The following is a 17,668-nucleotide window of genomic DNA, read 5'->3' as shown; positions in this document are numbered from 1 at the left end:
CTGGGTGGAGTCGGTTGCCTCGGCCCGTGCGTGTCTGCTCGGGCCGCTGTCAGGCGTCAAGCTGGCGGACTGAAGTACTGGGCGAGCCGGATCATGTTCCAGGACAGCGGTTCGAGCTCGGCGCTGAGGGTGCCGTTGCTCAGGGTGGTCCCGGAGACCTGGTGCGGTGTCACGCGTGCCGGATCCGTGAGGGTGTTGCGGGCGTCGGGGTCGGCGTCGGCGAGTGCGCTGTGTTCGACGACCGACGTCAACGCGAGGCCGTTCAGGGTGACTTGCAGGGGAAGGGATTCTGTGCGGCTGCGGTTGACGGCGAAGACGGTGACCGAACCGTCCTCAGCGCCCACGGCGGTGGCGTGCAGCAGGTCGGCCTCGCCGTATTTCTCCGTCTCGTACGTCGGTGAGTCCACACGCACGTCCAGGACCTGGCCGCGGCCGTATTTCGAGGCCTGCGCGAAGGGGAAGAACGTCGTCTGCCGCCAGGCCGGGCCGCCCGGCTCGGTCAGGATCGGGGCGATGACGTTGACGAGCTGGGCGAGGCAGGCGACGGTCACCCGGTCCGCGTGGCGGAGCAGGGCGATCAGGAGGGAGCCGAAGACCACGGCGTCCAGGACGCTGTAGTGGTTCTCCAGCAGACGGGGTGCCTCGGCCCAGTCCCGCGAGGCGGAGTTCTCGATCGCGAGCCACTCCGCGGTGTACCAGACGTTCCACTCGTCGAAGGAGAGGTTGATCTGCTTCTTCGACTTGAGCCTCGCGCCTACGTGGTCGCAGGTGGCGACCACGTTCTCGATGAAGGACTCCATGTCGACGGCGGAGGCGAGGAAGGAGTCGACGTCGCCGTCCCTGGGCTCGTAGTAGGCGTGCAGGGAGATGTAGTCGACGAGGTCGTACGTCTCCTGCAGGACCGTCGCCTCCCACTTGGCGAAGGTGGGCATGCCCTGGTAGGAGGAGCCGCAGGCGACCAGTTCCACGGACGGGTCGATCTGGCGCATGGCGCGGGCCGTCTCGGCGGCGATGCGGCCGTACTCCTCGGCGGTCTTGTGGCCGGTCTGCCAGGGGCCGTCCATCTCGTTACCGAGGCACCACAGCCGGATGCCGAAGGGTTCCTTGTCGCCGTGGGAGACGCGGAGGTCGGACAGGGCCGTGCCGACCGGGTGGTTGGCGTACTCCTGGAGTTCCAGGGCCTCGGCGACGCCGCGCGTGCCGAGGTTCAGCGCCATCATCGGCTCGCTCTGCGGGCCGATCTTCTTCAGGAAGGCGATGTACTCGGACAGGCCGAAGCGGTTGGTCTCGGTCGACCTCCAGGCGAGGTCGAGGCGGCGCGGACGCGACTCCACCGTGCCGACCGAGTCCTCCCACTTGTAGCCGGAGACGAAGTTACCGCCGGGGTAACGGATCGTGGTGACGCCGAGCTCGCGGATCAGGTCCAGTACGTCCGTGCGCATGCCCGCCTCGTCGGCCGAGGGGTGGTCCGGCTCGAAGATTCCGGTGTAAACGCAGCGGCCGAGGTGTTCGACGAAGGAGCCGAAGAGGCGGGGGTTGACCTCGCCGACGGTGAAAGCGGGGTCGAGGGTGAAGCGGGCCGGGCGGGTGGGAACAGCCTCGGCAGTACGGGTGCTCATGGGGTCCTTTCCGCAGAGCTGCTTGAGCGTGGGCCAGCCGTCGCGCATCGGTTCCTGGCGGTTCAGGCCGGCGTCCCTTCCGTGTCACCGATGTGGAAGCGGACGGTGAGGGTCGCCGAGTGGGGGTGAAGACGGTGCTGCGGAAAGGCGTCCGGGCCGCATGAGGCACTGCCGAGCCCGTGGTGGGCCAGGTCGAGGGTGAGCCAGAGGGTGCCGTCCGGGACGAGGTCGCTGGTGTGCTGTGCCGCTTCCATCGCCTCGGCCGTCCACGGCCGCAGGGACAGGTCGATGCCGGTGGGTGCGGAGAGGTCCAGCACCTGGCCGTCAGCCCAGCGGATCGCCGCTTCGCGCACGCCGCTGCGGTTGCCGTTCTCCTGAGGCCGCACATAGGGGGTCTGCAGTTCCTCCACGGTGGCGTGGAACCTGCCGAGGCGCGCGGCCCGCCCGCTGTCGCGGTAGGACTCGCCGGGCCCGTACCCGTACCAGTCGAGGCCTGCCGCGCCGCCCGGCAGACCGAGCCGGATCCCGAGTTTCGGCAGAGTGGCCGGCTGCGGCAGCACCTCCCCGTGGCGCGCATCCCCACGGCCGGTGTCGAGTTGGCCGGTCGGGGTGAGGTCCAGCTTCAGCTCGAGGGCTCCGGAGTCGTATGCGGTCCACGTCCAGCGGCCCACCATGCCTCCGTCCTGGCCGGCGGCCCGGCTGACGGTGTCGACGACCAACTGCTCACCGTGGACGGCGCAGTCGACGGTGCGGTGCACGAGCCGGTGCAGGCCCAGTTCCCTCCACACCCGTACGTGTCCTTCTCCGCCGCGGTCGTTGTCCGTGGGGGCTCGCCAGAGGTCGAGTCGGGGAGCGACCAGCGCCAGGTCGCCGAGCCGGACGAGTTCGCCGTGGGCGGTGAACTCAGCCTCACCCAATGTCCATCCCCCTGCCGTGCGCTGCGGGGGGACGGGGACCGGGTTGCGGCACGGCTTTCCGGGCATCGGCAGCACCAGCTGCGTGAAGGCGATCTCGTGTCCGGCCGGGACCCCGTTGTGGTCCTTGGCCAGCACGGCACGCACGGTCAGGACCTGTTCGCCGCCGGCCGACGGAACCGTGGTGACCACTTCGTCGAGGGCCGCCTCATGGCTCGCACGGGCCGGAATCGGCGGCAGGTCCAGGACGCCGTCCGCCAGCAGGCTCCCGTCGGCTTCCAGGCGCCAGCCGAAGGCGAGGAGGGATGTGTCGAGGAAGTCGAAGCCGTTGCGGATCAGCAGCGCCAGCCGGTTCGGCGCGTGCTCCAGTCGCATACGTACGGGGGCGATGACGGCCTTGTACTCGACGAGGCCTGGCGAGGGCGTGCGGTCGGGGAAGACCAGTCCGTCAGCGATGAAGTTGCCGTCGTGGACCACCTCACCGAAGTCGCCCCCATAGGCGTAGAAGGGCCGGCCGACGTCCGGGCCCTCGGTGGTCTTCTGGAGGATGCCGTGGTCGATCCACTCCCACACGAAGCCGCCGTGCAGCCGGGGATACCGGTCGAACAGCTCCTCGTACTCGGACAGGCCGCCCGGGCCGTTGCCCATCGCGTGCGCGTACTCGCAGAGGATGAACGGCAGCCGTCGGCGGTGTGAGTCGGCCGCGGCGTCGACGGTGCGGGGCTCGGCGTGCATCCCGATGAGGGCGACCTCGTCGAGGGGGGCGTACATCCTGCTGTAGACATCCACGTAGGGGCTGTCGTAGTCGCCCTCGTAGTGGACGAGGCGGTCCGGGTCGCGGCGGCGGGTCCACTCGGCCATCGCCCGGATGTTGTCACCCTCGCCGGCTTCGTTGCCCATCGACCACATGACGACGCTGGGGTGGTTCTTGTCGCGTTCGACCATCCGCTGGACCCGGTCCATGAGGGCGTCGCGCCAGCGGGTGTCGGCGGACGGGTTGTTCTTCCAGCCGAGCATGCCGAACCCGTGTGTCTCCAGGTCGCATTCGTCGATCACCCACAGGCCGTACTCGTCGCACAGGTCGAGGAATCGGGAGTCGGGCGGGTAGTGGCTGGTGCGGACCGCGTTGATGTTGTGCTGTTTCATCAGCAGAACGTCGGCGCGCATGGTCTCCAGATCGAGGGTGCGGCCGGTCTCCGGGTGCCATTCATGCCGGTTGACGCCCCTGAAGCGGATGGGCGAGCCGTTGACGGTGATGGTCCCGTCGACGATCTTCACGGTGCGGAAGCCCACGGAGAGGGTGAGCGTCTCCCCCTCGGACCGGAGTGTGCCCGCGTACAGCCGGGGCGTCTCGGCCGTCCAAGGTTCGACGTGCGCGATCCTGTGCGGCTCGCCCGCGGGCAGGCCGGTGACGCCGAGTTCGGGGATGTCCATCACGGCGGGGACGTCGCACTCGACGAGCAGCAGTCCCTCGCCGGTGCGGTGGTCGAAGTCCGCGTGCACGAAGTGGTCGCCGATGGCACCCGCGGGCCGCTCGATCAGGTGGACGGAGCGGAAGATACCGGAGAGCCACCACATGTCCTGGTCTTCGAGGTAGCTCCCGGCGGACCACTGATGGACCCGGACGGCCACTACATTGCGGCCCTCCCGCAGCGCGGGGGTGGCATCGAACTCGGCGGGCAGCCGGCTGCCCGTCGCCCAGCCGAGCTCCGTGCCGTTCAGCCAGACCGTGAAGTGCGAGTCCACACCCTCGAAACGCAGCACCCAGCGCGCGCCGGGAGCGACGGAGTCGAGAGTGAACTCCCGGCGGTACTCGCCGGTGGGGTTGTCCTCCGGCGGGTGCGGCGGATCCACCGGGAAGGGGTAGACGATGTTGGTGTAGGCGGGCAGACCGAAGCGGCCCTGCCCCGCGTCCAGGAGGTCTCCGTTCTCGTCACGCAGGCCTTCCATCTGCCACATGCCGGGAACGCGCAGGTGGTCCCATGCCGAGTCGTCGAACCCGGCCTCCTGAAACCCTTCGGTCATCTCCCGGACCGAAGGCCTGAGCCGGAACCGCCACCGACCGTCCAGATCGAGCCTCCGGACGTCGCTGCGGGCGCTCGCCCTCGGCGCCAGACGCCCCTCGCCGGGGCTGAACGAAGCAAGCCGTTGGCTCGTCGGGGTGTGCAGGGTCATGGAACGCCCTCCGTGGCGGGGTCGAATGGTTGGTGTGGCCTTCGGGCCTGGTACTCGGCCGGTGGCCCTGAGACGAGTGCGACTACTCGACGACTGCGACTACTTGACGACTGCGACTACTTGACGACTGCGACTACTTGAGAAAGCGCTTGCCGCACCGGCATACGCGGTGTCGAGCACGCCGGCGACAGGCGCTGTCCTTGCGACTCGCGCTCGGAAGACCTACGGCATGGCGGTCAGATCGAGTCGGACGGGCTCATCGCGGTCGCAGTGCAGTCTGCCGTCGACGACTCGTGCGGCGGCGACCTGGAGCGAGGAGCGGCGGGTGGCCAGGGTGCCGTCGTCATCGTTGGTGTATGCGGGGCGGCCGGGATGTGTGAAGTAGAAGATGTAGGCCGTCTCTCCCTGGACGACCACGTCGGCATGGAGGCCGATGTTGCCGTCGTCGGGACGGCTGCCCGGAGAGTCCAGGATCAGCCCCTGGTGTTCCCAGGTCGTCAGGTCGTCCGACCGCAGCACTCCCTGTCCGCGCCACTCGTCGACGATCATCCAGTAGTGGCCGCCCAACTCGAAGACGTTGGGGCCCTCGTGCCCGCGGTGATCGAGCACCACGCCGGTGGGCCGCCAGTGGTAGAGGTCGGGGCTGTCGGCGGCGCAGGTGATCGAGCCCCGGGAACCGTCCTTGAACCACATCCGCCAGCCACCGCCCGGCAGTGGGTACACGCATGCGTCGATGACCTGGTCGGAGTCGAGGTCGAGCTCCCCGAGATACGTCCACTCCAGCATGTCGGGGCTGGTGTAGTGGCGGATGTGGGCGGCTCCGGTCCAGGAGTCGGGTACGCCGCGGATGTAGCTGACGTACATGTGGTACAGGCCGTCGTGCCAGATGATCTCCGGTGCCCAGAAGGTGTTTCTCCCCCACTCGGTTTCCAAGCCGGTGAGAGTGCCCCGGCATGTCCAGGTGCGGCCGCCGTCTGCGGAGGCGGCCACGCCCAAGTCGGTACCGTGCACCCAGGCGAAGCCAGGGCCTGGGGCTGTGGCGCGGCGGTTGGTGTAGACGAGCCACCATTCGCCGCTTTGGCGGTGGTGGACGGCGACGGGGTCTGCCGCCCCGTCATATACGGGGTCGCGGAACAGGGGGGCGTCGGCTACGGCGTTCACCGGTGGTCTCCCTTGTCTGTGGAGTGGTCTGAAGAACCGGGGCGGTGCGGCGGCGGCACTCGCTTCCCGGTCGGCGGCCAGGCGAGGCGAGGCGTGAGGGTGGGCACGGAGGAACAGGGAAGGGCCTGCCTGTGGCAACGGCGGTCAGCGCCGCGGGGACCTCGGGGAGGCTGGACCGACGGGGCTCGGCAGGGCCGGCGATCGTACGCCTTGCCCAAGTGCGCGACCCTGGACGGCCACGCCCGGACGGCCCGCTCAGCCGCCTGTCGACTCCCGGATCACCAGGGAGAAGGAGCTGACGAACTCTTCGTGCTCCGCTCCGGGCTCGGTCGCCTCGATGCGCCTGATCAGGAGGTCGACCGCCCGTTCGGCCATCGCGTCGTGGTCGGGGTCGACGGTGGACAGCGAAGGGACGAGGAACTCGCTCTCCTTGACGTTGTCGAAGCCGATGACCTTGACCTGCTCCGGCACCCGCACCCCGGCACTTGCCAGGCCCCGCAGCGCACCCATGGCCACGGAGTCGTTCTCGCAGAACAAGCCGTCGAAGTCGAGTCCGCTCTCGACCATCTTCCGGGCCCGTTCGGCACCCTCGGCCATGTCCGGCTTGTCCACCGTCTGTGTCAGGGCCGGATCCGCAGGCAGGCCGGCCTTTTCAAGCGCCTGCCGGTAGCCCCTGAGCCGGAGGCCGGAGGTGTCGACTTCGTCGATGCCCCCGCAGAGGATCGCGATACGTCGACAGCCCCGCTCGATCAGGTGGCCGGTGGCCGCCTCGGCGGCGTCGACATTGGGCATGGCGACATGGTCCACGGGACCGCCGAAGCTCCGCTCGCCCAGGATGACCACCGGGTGATCCACCTTGAGCCGCTCGGCATCGGCCGGCCCCAGTCCTGCGGCGCAGAGGATGAGCCCGTCGTAGAGACGGTTACGTGACAGCGACAGCGCGGCGAGTTCGTTCTCCCGCGACGCGCCGGTCTGCTCGATGCTCACCCTCAGGTTGTGACGCTCGGCCGCGGTGATGACGGTGGTGGCGAGCCGGCTGTAATAGGGGCTGTTCACCTGGGGGACGGCGAGTCCGATGGTGCCGGTGCGGCCCTTGCTGAGATTGCGGGCCGCGACGTTGACGCGGTAGTCGAGCCGCGCCATTGCCTCGAGGACCTTCTCCCGCGTTGCCGGGCGCACGTTCGGGTGATCGTTGATGACGTTCGAGACGGTCATCGCCGAGACTCCGGCCGCCTTAGCGACATCCCGAATCGTTGCCACGTTCGCCCCCGGTCTGCGGTCTTGGGTCTCACCCGGATACTGCGTCCGGCATTTGCCTGTGCCGTGCCCCGGTGAAAAAGAATTCTTTCTCCGGCACGGAAAGACAGCGCACAGAATCCTATACGTCTTTCTGCCCTGTGTCGGCATGAGCGATTCAGGGTCCCGTCTCGGCTCACATCTCGCGAGCCGTGCGGCGGCGTGCGCTCGTTCATGAAGGCCCCGTGAGCGACGACCTCGCCCTCGGTCACGGGGGTGCCGTCTCGGCCGCTCGCCTGGCGGACCGGTTCCGTCCCTCCGGCCGCGGGCGTCGGCGAAACAGCCCTCCGGCCGACGCGAGTTGGGGATGTCCGAGATGCGCAGGGGCCACACGAAGCCCAGGCGGATGCCGCTCCTGCTGAACATCGGCGAGTCCTGCTCGCCCCGTAGGCCGCCCTGGCCGCAGCGGCCCAGCTGCTCGGTGACGTGGCCTTTCAGGTTGCGGCTGATCTTCGGTCGCTCGATGCCGACGGTGATGACCACGGTGGGAGTTGGCACGGACGTACTCCAGCGGTGATGTGGTGGCGTGTTCAGACCTCGGGCCGTCGGGCCGTCGGGTTGCGAGCAGGTGCAGCACGGCACGGCCGGCCACGCGGCTCTGGCGGGTCAGTAATGACCCACTGTGCGGGGCTTGCTTGTACCGGTAAAAAAATCTGCCACCGTGATGCCCCAGGCGTCAAGAGCCGTGCACCGACTTGCTCAGCCGTAGGATCGTCAGCCCTCGCCGGCGGGGTAATCCAACCCTCTTGACACCCTCGAATGGACGCACCTAACGTTCGCCGAAGTCCCTTCAGTGACCGGTTTCGCGGTGCGGCCTTTGCCGGACCTATATTTCCGCCGAGCCGACGATCCGGGACTATCTCCCCCAACACTCAGAACTGCCGCGCCGGCGGAAGCCGACGGTGGGAGAGGTGCGCGATGAAGCGATCCTGAAAATGCCCGGCAGCCGCCGGGACACCCGTGCCACTGCCCGTGTTCCCGATGAAGCGCCGGATGCAGGACCAGCCTGGTCCTTCCTCCGTCCTCGGGCATGCCGTTCAGCTACGGCGTTCACTGCCTCGCTCGACACTGGGAAGCCTGCCCACGCATGGGCAGCGCTGCCGACCGCCCCTGGGACGGGGCGGCGTCTGATCCCGTCGACGTACCGAGGCGCAGACCGCATGGTGCAAGAGGCCCCGCACCACGGCTGAGTGCAGACCGCGCGCTCCCGCCCGCTCTCCTCATGCCTTCCTGCGCGCAGCACTCGTCTGTCCGCATCCCCTGTATGCATCCGCACGAAAGGTTTCACAGGCATGCCTATTTCGTCCTCAGTCTCTCTCGACAGACGGCGTTTCCTCGCCGTCTCCGCCGGTGCCGCGCTCGGCGCGTCCGCGCTGTCCGCCTGTGCCGCTTCCGTCGACAACGGGAGTGGTTCCGACGGCAGCGGTTCGGGCGGGGGTGGCGGTAAGACGACACTCACCGTCATGAGTAACGACAGTGAGCTGGGCAGTAAGGAGGTCATCGCGTACGCGGCGCAGACGCTGGGTGTGAAGATCAGCCTCATCGCCTATGACCCGACGAAGCTGAACGCCATGCTGGCCAGCAAGAACCCGCCGGCCCTGGTCCGTGGCTACGGGGCGCTGGACACGCCGTACTTCGCCGCTCGCGGGCTGATGACTGATCTGGACCCATACTTCGCCAAGAGCTCGGTGCTCAAGGCCTCCGACCTGGACCCGGTCAATGATCTGTGGCGTTTCGACGGCAAGAAGCAGGGGTCGGGCCCGCGCTATGGCTTCACGAAGGACTGGAGCCAGGACGCGATGTTCTGGTATCGCACCGACATGTTCGACGCCGCGAACCTGGACCACCCCAGCGCCAGCAAGCCGCTGTCGTACGACGAGTGGCTGGATCTGGGCAAGCAGCTGGTCAAGCGGCGGCTGGGCAAGGTGAAGGTCTACGGCATGAATGCCGGGGGCGGCAACATCCAGATGTTCCAGCAGATGACGGCCTCGGCGGGCGGCAGCCTGTTCGCCGATGACCTGGCTTCTGTCGACTTCTCCTCGCCCGAGGCGCTGAAGGCGCTGAGCTGGTATCTGGAGTATGCCAAGGCCAACATCGGCCCGAGCCCGGTCAACCCGAACCCGGACGGCTGGGACTGGCCCACCTTCCAGGCCAACCGGATGGCGATGGCCAGCGACGGCTACTGGTTCGGCGGGTCCATCGGCGCTGACGCCAAACTCGCCAAGGTCACCCGTTTCGCGCCCGCGCCGCTGCTGGGCGGCCACCGCATCAGCCCCTGCTTCGGCGCGACCGGCTACTGGATGCCCAAGGAGGCCAAGAACAAGGACGTCGCCTGGAAGCTCTTCGAGTGGTACATGGGCGGCAAGCCGGCCAAGGAGCGGGCCGGCGGCGGCTGGGGTATCCCGGCGCTGAAGTCGATGCGCTCGATGATGCCGCAGGCCACGCCCTTCCAGAAGCAGGCCTTTGCGGTGCAGGAGCAGGAGCTGCCGTATCTGCAGGTGATGTCGATGACTCCGTACGTGCAGTCGACCGCCCTGGATGCGGTGATCAACAAGGTGCTGCCGGGTGCGGTCAAGTCAGGCACCTCGGCCGGGAAGGTCGCGGACACGCTGAACAAGCAGATGAACGCCGCGATCTCCCAGGGCAAGGAGCTGGTGGGGTGAGCAGCGGACAGCTCCTGAAGGACTCCGCCCGGGTCGTGCCGTCCCCGTCTTCGGGGGCGGCCGCCCGCCCGCGCCGCAAGCGGCTCTCCCTCAGGCAGCGCAGGCAGGGCGCGTTCTACGCGTTCACCGGCCCCTGGGTGCTGGGCTTCCTGGGCCTGACGGCCTACCCGCTCGGCTACGCGCTGTGGCTGAGCTTCACCAACTCCGACGGCCTGTCCAACCGCAGCCGCTTCGTCGGCCTGGCCAACTACCGTGAGGTCTTCACCGACCCGGACACGCTGGCCTCCCTGGGCCGTACCGCGGTGTTCACCGGAATCACCGTGCCGCTGTCGATCCTTGCCGGACTGATCCTGGCGGTGCTGGTCAACCAGCCCATCCGCGCCCGCGGCCTGTTCCGCACCCTGCTCTACCTGCCCGCCGTCGTCCCGCCGGTCGGCGCGGCACTCACCTTCAAGCTCATCTTCGACCGCGACTCGGGCGCGGCCAACGGCGTGCTGGACCTCCTCGGCATCAACGGCATCTCCTGGCTGACCGATCCCTACGCCCGCTGGGTGCTGATCGTGCTGACGATGTGGGGCGTCGGCAACGTCATGATCGTCTCGCTGGCCGGCCTGCAGGACATCCCCAGAGAACTCCTCGAGGCGGCACGGGTCGACGGCGCCAGCTCCTTTCAGTCCTTCACCCGCATCACCCTGCCGCTGCTCAGCCCGGTGATCTTCTTCCAGGTCGTCACCGGAATCATCGCAACGCTGCAGAGCTTCGCGCCGCTGCTGATCGCCCTCAACCCCACCCCGGCAGGGGTGACGTCCGTCCCCCAGAGCAACTACTTCTACATGATCGACGTCTTCGCCCAGTTCTTCGCCAACGGACGCTACGGCTACGCCTCGGCGATGCTGTGGGTCCTCTTCGCCATCATCATCCTCGTCACCCTCCTGCTCTTCAAAATCAGCAAGAGCGCCGTCTTCTACTCCGTGGAGCCGGAATCGGCGAAGAACAAGCCCCGCACGATAGGAGACGCGTGATGGTCTTCGCCCGCCGCAGTGCCATCTACATGCTCCTGGTGGCGCTGCTCGCGCTCTTCCTCAGTCCCTTCGGCTGGCTGGCGGTCACCGCACTCAAGGACGCCTCCGAGCTGCGGGTTCTGCCCATCCACTGGTGGCCCCACGACCCGAACCCGGACAACTTCGCCGGGGCACTGACCACGTTCGACTACCTCGGCTACGCCCGCAACTCCTTGACCATCGCCACGCTCTACGCCGTGCTGGTCACCCTCGCCTCGGCCTGGGCCGGATTCGGCTTCGCCCGGCTCAACGCCCCCGGCAAGCGGGCCATCTTCGGCGTCCTGATGTCGACGATGATGATGCCGACGATCATCACCCTGATCCCGACCTACCTGATGTTCTCCAAACTCCATCTGGTCAACACCTACATGCCGTGGGTGCTGTGGGGACTGTGCGGCGCACCGTATCTGATCTTCCTGTTCCGGCAGTTCTTCAGCAACATGCCCAAGGAACTGGAGGAAGCGGCAATCGTCGACGGCTGCGGCACCTTCCGGATCTTCCTGCGGATCTTCCTGCCGCAGTCGTGGCCGGTCATCGCCACCAGCATGATCCTTTCCTTCAGCTGGACATGGGGCGACTACATCGGCCCCGCGCTGTTCCTGGACGACGCGCACACCACACTCGCGGTGAAGCTCGCCGGCGGCTACGTCAACGCGCACGGCGAACCAATGCCCAACCTCGTCGCCTCGGGCGCCGTGATGTACGTCGTGCCCGTGCTCGTACTGTTCCTGATCATGCAACGCGGCTTCGTCTCCGGAATCGCCACCTCGGGACTGAAATGACGGGCGCCTGGGCAGCACGGTGCAGACGCACGTGCACGCACAGGCGGAGCACAGCGGCCACGCAAAGTTACGTGTAGATCCAAGCTTTGGGTTCAAGGCCGCACAAGCTTGTTCAGCGGCCCTTGAGAAGAACAGAGGAATCCCTTGTCCTACAACATCCGCGCGGGGGGCCTGGAACGCCACACCGCCGAAGAGATCCTCCGCATCGAGCCATGGGGACCCCACGGCGTCCGGGTGCGGGCCTCCTCGGGGACCGTCGATCCCGCGGCCCCCGGCGCGCTGGAGAGCCTCCCGCCCTCCCCCGACGCCGAGTTGTCCGTATCCGACGACGGCTCCGCCCGCCTGGTCAACGGCCGCCTCGCCGTCGAGGCCTCGGCCCACGGCCGGCTGAGGTTCCTGCACGCCGACTCGGGCCGTGAACTGCTCGCCGACAAGACCCCGTACCACCACCACGACGGTCCCCGCATCCACGCGGCGGGCGGCCGTACGGAACAGCACTTCGAGGGGTACGACGGTGAGCGGCTGCACGGCCTCGGGCAGCATCTGCACGGGCTCCTGGACCAGAAGGGCTGTGTGATCGACCTCGTCCAGGGCAACACCGTGGCCAGCATCCCCTTCCTGCATTCCTCGCGCGGCTACGGACTGCTGTGGAACAACCCCGCCACAGGCCGCGTCGAACTCGGCGCCGACACCACCCGGTGGGTCGCCGACGGCGGCGGGCGCGTCGACTACTGGGTCACCGCGGGCGACACCCCGGCCCAGATCATCGACGCGTACACCCTGGTCACCGGACGCCCACCCCTCCTCCCCGAGTGGGCGTCCGGTTTCTGGCAGTCGAAGCTGCGCTACCGCACCCAGGACGAACTCCTCGCGGTGGCACGGCAGTACAAGGAGCGTGGGCTGCCGCTGTCCGTCATCGTCTGCGACTTCTTCCACTGGCCGAAGATGGGTGACTGGCGCTTCGAGGAGAGCGAGTGGCCCGACCCCGCCGCCATGGTCAAGGAGCTGACCGAACTCGGGGTGCGGCTCGCGGTCTCGGTGTGGCCGACCGTCGAGCCCGGCAGTGACACGTTCGACGAACTGCGCGCGTCCGGACACCTCGTACAGGACGCGGACGGCGGCCTCCTCACCTTCCCATGGCCGTCGCGCAGCGCCGAGGAGCCGATGCGCCCCATGGCGTACTACGACGCCACCCACCCTGGAGCACGCGCCGCGCTGTGGCAGCGGCTGCACGACAACTACTACGCGCTGGGCGTGAGTTGCTTCTGGCTGGACGCCTGCGAGCCCGACCTGACCCGGGAGGTCGCCGAGCGCGCCGTCTACGCGGCCGGGCCGGCCGCCGAGGCCGCGCACCTCTACCCCGTGCTGCACACCCGTACGGTCGCCGAGGGCCTGGCCGAGGCGGGCGACGACCGGCCGCTGTCCCTGGTCCGGTCCGCGTGGGCCGGCAGCCAGAAGTACGGGTCCGCGCTGTGGTCCGGCGACATCCCCACCACCTTCGACTCCCTGTCGCGCCAGATCAGGGCCGGGCTGAACGTCGCGATGAGCGGCATCCCCTGGTGGAACACCGACATCGGCGGCTTCGGCGGCGGCAACCCGGACGACCCCGCCTATCGCGAGGTGCTGATCCGGTGGTTCCAGTACGGCACCTTCAGCCCCGTCATGCGCCTGCACGGCGACCGTGAGCCCAACCACCCCACGTTCTCCGCGGACATGACCGGCGGGCCGAACGAGGTCTGGTCCTACGGCGAAGAGGCGTACGGCATCCTCCGGGAGCACCTGCTGCTCCGCGAGCGGCTGCGCCCGTACCTGAGGGAGCTGTCCGAGGAGGCACACCGCACCGGCGCCCCGCCGATGCGCCCGCTGTTCTTCGACTTCCCCGACGACGAGCGCGCCTGGGACGTGGACGACCAGTTCCTGCTCGGGCCCGATGTGCTGGTGGCGCCCGTGTACGAGGCGGGCGCGCGGACCCGCCGGGTGTACCTGCCGTCCGGAGCGCGCTGGCTCGACCCGGTCACCGGACGTGTGGTGGACGGCGGTACGACGCTCGACGCGGACGCCCCGCTGGAGCGCATCCCCGTCTTCGTACGCGAGGGGGCAGCCGTCGCCGCGCGGTTGAGCTGACCGAACCCCGGTGGCCTCCTCGGACTTCTCGGCACCGTGGAGGCCACCGCCACCCGGCCCGAGGGGACTTCGCCCCTCGGGCCCAGTGCCGGGAATCGCCGCGGGCCCCGACCGGGCCGGGGGCGCCCCACGCCTACCCCTCCCACGAAGTCCGGCCGCGTCCCGGCACCCCTGTGTCCTCGCCGAACCGTGACGCTCCTCCGCACGAAAGACAGGAAAGCCATGCACTCCGTACGCCCTTCCGGGGGCGACACGATCTCGCCCACGCCGGGCCTGGTCGCGCTCCCCGACCGCGGGATCCATGACACCGCTCCCGCCGATTCGTGGACCGACGGCTTCCTCACCGGCAACGGCGAATACGGGGCCGTGGTGTACGGGGACACGGCGCTGGAGAAGATCGTCTTCGACCACCACCGCCTCGTCCTGCCGAACGGCACCCGCGACGTCACCCCGCCGGTGCTCGCCGACCGGCTGGAAGCGGTGCGGGACAAGGCGCTGGCCGGGGACTACGCCGGAGCCTCCCGGGACTTCGCCGCCGGGTGGGAGCTGCGCTGGACACAGACCTACCACCCCGCGTACGAGCTGCGGATCGCCACCGCAGAGGACCCCGTCGCCGACGAATACGTCCGGGTCACCGATTTCCGCACGGGCCAGGTCACCTCCGCCTGGACGGACGCGCACGGCACCTGGTCCCGCCGGGTCTTCGTCTCCCGCGCTGACCGGGTCGTCGTCCACGAACTGGTGCCGGCCCCGGGCCGTACCGTCGACGTCACCCTGGGCGTGCACACCGCGCTCGACGACACCGCGACCATCCACAGCGGGGGCGACACCCTGCACACCCGCATGACGTTCACCACCCTGGTCGACGTGGGTGAGGGCTCCGGGTGGCTGAACCTGCGCGGCACCTACCCCGAGGGATTGGGCGCCTACGGCTACGAGGGCGTCACCCGCGTCGCGCCCACCGGCGGCACGGTCGCCGTCAGCGGCTCGACCGTCGTCGTGACAGGGGCGGCAAGGCTCACCCTCCTGACCCGACTGGACAGGTACGAGACGCCCACCGCCTGGGACGCCCGACCCCTGCACGCGGGGCTGGCCGCCCTGGAAGCCGACTACGAGGTACTGCTCGCCCGGCACACGAAGATCCACTCACAGCTGTACGACCGCTCCCGCCTCGACCTGAACGTCCCCGAGGCCGACCGCCGCCTGTCGACCACCGAGCTGATCACCCGTCAGAACGCCGACCGCGGCGTCATCGACCCCGCCCTGCTGGAACGGCTCTACGACTGCGGCCGCTACCTCTTCCTCAGCTCCAGCGGCATCCTGCCGCCCCGCCTGACCGGCATCTGGACGGGCGCGTGGACCGCCGCCTGGGCCGGTGACTTCACCACCGACGCCAACGTCAACCTCCAGGTGGCCGGCGGCAACATCCTCGACCTGACCGAGCTCATGGAGGGCTACTTCGACCTGATCCTCGGCCAGCTCGACCACTGGCGCACCAACGCCAGGAACCTTTACGGCGCCCGCGGCTTCCTCGCCCCCTCCCGTACCGACGGCGAGTACGGCCACATGCTGCACTTCAACGGCGGCGACTTCCCCGGCCACTGCTGGACAGGCGGCGCCGACTGGCTGCTCCACCCGCTCCTGGAGTACTACGAGGTCACCGGCGACCAGGCGTTCCTGCGTGACAAGCTCGGCCCCGCCCTGATGGAACTGGCCCTGTTCTACGAGGACTTCCTCACCCGCACGGACACGAACGGCAAGGCGGTCTTCGTGCCGTCCTTCTCCATGGAGAACGCCCCGGGCAACACGGGCGAGCACCTGTCCGTCAACGCCACCGGCGACATCACGGCCGGCAGACACGCCCTCCAGGCCGCCATCGACGCCGCGGGCGCCCTCGGCGTCGAACAGGGCAGCGGCGAGGGCGTCGAACGCTGGACGGCACTGCTCGACAGCATCCCCGACTACCGGATCAACGAGGACGGCGCGCTCGCCGAATGGTCCTGGCCCGGCCTGACCGACCACTACGACCACCGCCACATCCAGCACCTGTACGCCGCCTGGCCCCTCCACGAGATCAACCCGGAGGAACGCCCCGACCTCGTGCCCCCGGCACTCAAAGCGCTCGAACCGCGCGGAGACCAGAACCTCTCCGCACACGGCAGCCTGCACCGCGCCCTGGCGGCCGCCCGACTCAAGGACGGCGCCCAGGTGTACGACAACCTCCGGAAGATCATCGGCAGTGACATGCTCTTCCGGTCGCTGATGACCTCCCACAATCCCGGGCGGGACATCTACAACGCCGACGCGGCGAACGCCCTGCCCGCCGTACTGGCCGAGGCGCTGCTCTACACGAGGCCGGGTGTTCTGGAACTCCTTCCCGCTCTGCCCGAGCAGTGGGACAAGGGCACGATCACCGGCATCCGGGGCCGGGGCGGAATCCGCGTGCACAGCCTGGACTGGGATCTGTCCGGCGGCACCACGACGGTGACCGTCACCTCGGACCGGACCCAGGACGTCACGCTGATCAGCCGCCGCGGCATCACGGCCGTCACCACCCCCGCACAGGTCGGTCCCTCCATGCTGGGCCCACATGCCCGGAACGTCTCCCTCACCACCGGGCAACGCACACAGATCACGATCTCCCTGCCGACGGGTACGTCGGCCCAGGCGCACCGCAGGCCGGAGCAGAGCGGACACGACCAGGGCGGCTGAAGCCGCTGACCAGTGAGGACACCGCGCAGGGCGCTTCGCCGCGTGCGCCGGTGTCCTTCGCGAGGCCCGCGGATCGCCGCTCCCTCCGGACCTGCCCCCCACCACACTCAGGAGTGTTTGTGCATCAGCCGAAACCGGTCTACGTCGGCTATCTGCTCGTCTATTTCGTCGGTAACCCGTCAGTCGACGACGAACGGATCCGGATGGCACTCAGCCACGGCAACGACCCGTTGCACTACCGGGAACTGAACGACGGAGAACCCATCCTGACCTCCAGCCTCGGCACCCGGGGAGTACGCGACCCCTTCGTGATCCGCTCCCCCGACGGCGACAGGTTCCACCTGATCGCAACGGATCTGCGGACATCCGGCGACGCCGAGGACCAGGTGCAGCTCACCTGGGACAGAGCCGAGCGCGCCGGCAGCAAGTCGATCGTGGTGTGGGACTCCTCCGACCTGGTGAACTGGACCGGTCAGCGCCTCGTCAAGGTGTCCCCCGACACCGCCGGCAACACCTGGGCGCCGAAGGCCTGCTACGCGGACGAACTCGGCACATACGTCGTCTTCTGGGCCTCGAAGCTCTACGCCCAGGACGACCCGGACCACACCGGAACGAGCTACCAGAGGATGCTGTACGCCACCACCACGGACTTCCGCACCTTCAGCGAGCCCACCCTCTGGCACGATCCGGGGCACGCCGTGATCGACTCAGCGGTGATCAAGCACAACGGGGTGTACTACCGCTACACGAAGGACGAGCGGGACCAGACACCTTCCGCGCCCAGCGGGAAGCTCATCATCGCCGAGAAGTCCCGCGAACTGACCTCCACCACATACGATTTCGTGGCCGACCGCATCGGCGAGGGGGCTGTCAGCCGTGGTGAGGGCCCGGCCGTGTTCAAGTCGAACACGGAGGAGAAGTGGTACATGTTCATCGACGAGTTCGGGGGCCGCAACTACGTCCCGTTCGAGACGACCGATCTCGACTCCGGGAAGTGGATCCCGTCGACGAGCTACCGACTGCCCCCTGAGGCCAAGCACGGCTCGGTACTCCCCCTTACCCAGGCGGAGTACGACCGGCTGCTGAGTGCCTACGGCGGTCAAGAGAGCGATTCCTGATCACAAACGATCAGTCGCGATACTCTCCGCCGCAGGCCCGCAG

9 protein-coding genes and 1 pseudogene are annotated in these 17,668 nt (G+C 68.6%); 6 read left to right on the top strand and 4 right to left on the bottom strand.

Annotation, left to right across the window (positions count from 1 at the left end; genetic code table 11):
• Nucleotides 1–56: 56 nt before the first annotated feature.
• The 4 genes from arfA to H1D24_RS31120 form a co-directional block, all read right to left on the bottom strand.
• Nucleotides 57–1,619 (bottom strand): arabinosylfuranosidase ArfA, encoded by a 1,563-nt coding sequence (gene arfA, locus H1D24_RS31135; RefSeq protein ID WP_181661069.1) that lies wholly within the window; start codon nucleotides 1,617–1,619, stop codon nucleotides 57–59.
• A 62-nt stretch (nucleotides 1,620–1,681) separates the two neighbouring features.
• Entirely contained in the window at nucleotides 1,682–4,558 is a 2,877-nt protein-coding gene (locus H1D24_RS31130; RefSeq protein WP_374064451.1) for a glycoside hydrolase family 2 TIM barrel-domain containing protein, read from the bottom strand.
• Nucleotides 4,559–4,930: 372 nt separating this feature from the next.
• Nucleotides 4,931–5,869, bottom strand: a complete 939-nt coding sequence (locus H1D24_RS31125; protein WP_181661067.1) for a family 43 glycosylhydrolase — start codon at nucleotides 5,867–5,869, stop codon at nucleotides 4,931–4,933.
• 255 nt (nucleotides 5,870–6,124) lie between these two features.
• Nucleotides 6,125–7,129 (bottom strand): LacI family DNA-binding transcriptional regulator, encoded by a 1,005-nt coding sequence (locus H1D24_RS31120; RefSeq protein ID WP_181661066.1) that lies wholly within the window; start codon nucleotides 7,127–7,129, stop codon nucleotides 6,125–6,127.
• A gap of 1,328 nt (nucleotides 7,130–8,457) precedes the next feature.
• Between H1D24_RS31120 and H1D24_RS31115 the strand changes: the two genes are divergently transcribed.
• From H1D24_RS31115 to H1D24_RS31090, 6 genes and pseudogenes are all read left to right on the top strand, one after another.
• Complete coding sequence (locus H1D24_RS31115; protein WP_181661065.1) at nucleotides 8,458–9,828, top strand: extracellular solute-binding protein; 1,371 nt, start codon at nucleotides 8,458–8,460, stop codon at nucleotides 9,826–9,828.
• Nucleotides 9,825–10,850 carry a carbohydrate ABC transporter permease gene (locus tag H1D24_RS31110; protein WP_181661064.1) on the top strand — a complete coding sequence of 342 codons (1,026 nt, stop codon included), beginning with the start codon at nucleotides 9,825–9,827 and terminating at the stop codon, nucleotides 10,848–10,850. Before H1D24_RS31115 ends, H1D24_RS31110 begins: the two co-directional genes overlap by 4 nt.
• Complete coding sequence (locus H1D24_RS31105) at nucleotides 10,850–11,671, top strand: carbohydrate ABC transporter permease (protein WP_181661063.1); 822 nt, start codon at nucleotides 10,850–10,852, stop codon at nucleotides 11,669–11,671. The genes H1D24_RS31110 and H1D24_RS31105 overlap by 1 nt, the downstream gene beginning before the upstream one ends.
• Nucleotides 11,672–11,815: 144 nt before the next feature.
• Complete coding sequence (locus tag H1D24_RS31100) at nucleotides 11,816–13,795, top strand: glycoside hydrolase family 31 protein (protein WP_181661062.1); 1,980 nt, start codon at nucleotides 11,816–11,818, stop codon at nucleotides 13,793–13,795.
• A 222-nt stretch (nucleotides 13,796–14,017) separates the two neighbouring features.
• Nucleotides 14,018–16,507: a glycosyl hydrolase family 95 catalytic domain-containing protein gene (locus tag H1D24_RS31095; protein WP_181661061.1), complete on the top strand. Its 2,490-nt coding sequence runs from the start codon at nucleotides 14,018–14,020 to the stop codon at nucleotides 16,505–16,507.
• A gap of 50 nt (nucleotides 16,508–16,557) precedes the next feature.
• A pseudogene (locus H1D24_RS31090) lies at nucleotides 16,558–17,601 on the top strand (glycoside hydrolase family 43 protein); the annotation flags it as partial.
• Between the last annotated feature and the right edge of the window lie 67 nt (nucleotides 17,602–17,668).

The sequence above is a fragment of the Streptomyces himalayensis subsp. himalayensis genome (assembly GCF_013778455.1).
GTDB lineage: Bacteria > Actinomycetota > Actinomycetes > Streptomycetales > Streptomycetaceae > Streptomyces > Streptomyces himalayensis.
The sequence above is the reverse complement of the archived record's forward strand: the minus strand, read 5'-3'. Positions and strand labels throughout refer to the sequence as shown.

Excerpts from the sequence above, each read along its gene's own strand:
- arfA (WP_181661069.1), bottom strand. The coding sequence starts at position 1,619 with ATGAGCACCCGTACTGCCGAGGCTGTTCCCACCCGCCCGGCCCGCTTC.
- H1D24_RS31130 (WP_374064451.1), bottom strand. The coding sequence starts at position 4,558 with ATGACCGAAGGGTTTCAGGAGGCCGGGTTCGACGACTCGGCATGGGAC.
- H1D24_RS31115 (WP_181661065.1), top strand. The coding sequence starts at position 8,458 with ATGCCTATTTCGTCCTCAGTCTCTCTCGACAGACGGCGTTTCCTCGCC.
- H1D24_RS31105 (WP_181661063.1), top strand. The coding sequence starts at position 10,850 with ATGGTCTTCGCCCGCCGCAGTGCCATCTACATGCTCCTGGTGGCGCTG.
- H1D24_RS31095 (WP_181661061.1), top strand. The coding sequence starts at position 14,018 with ATGCACTCCGTACGCCCTTCCGGGGGCGACACGATCTCGCCCACGCCG.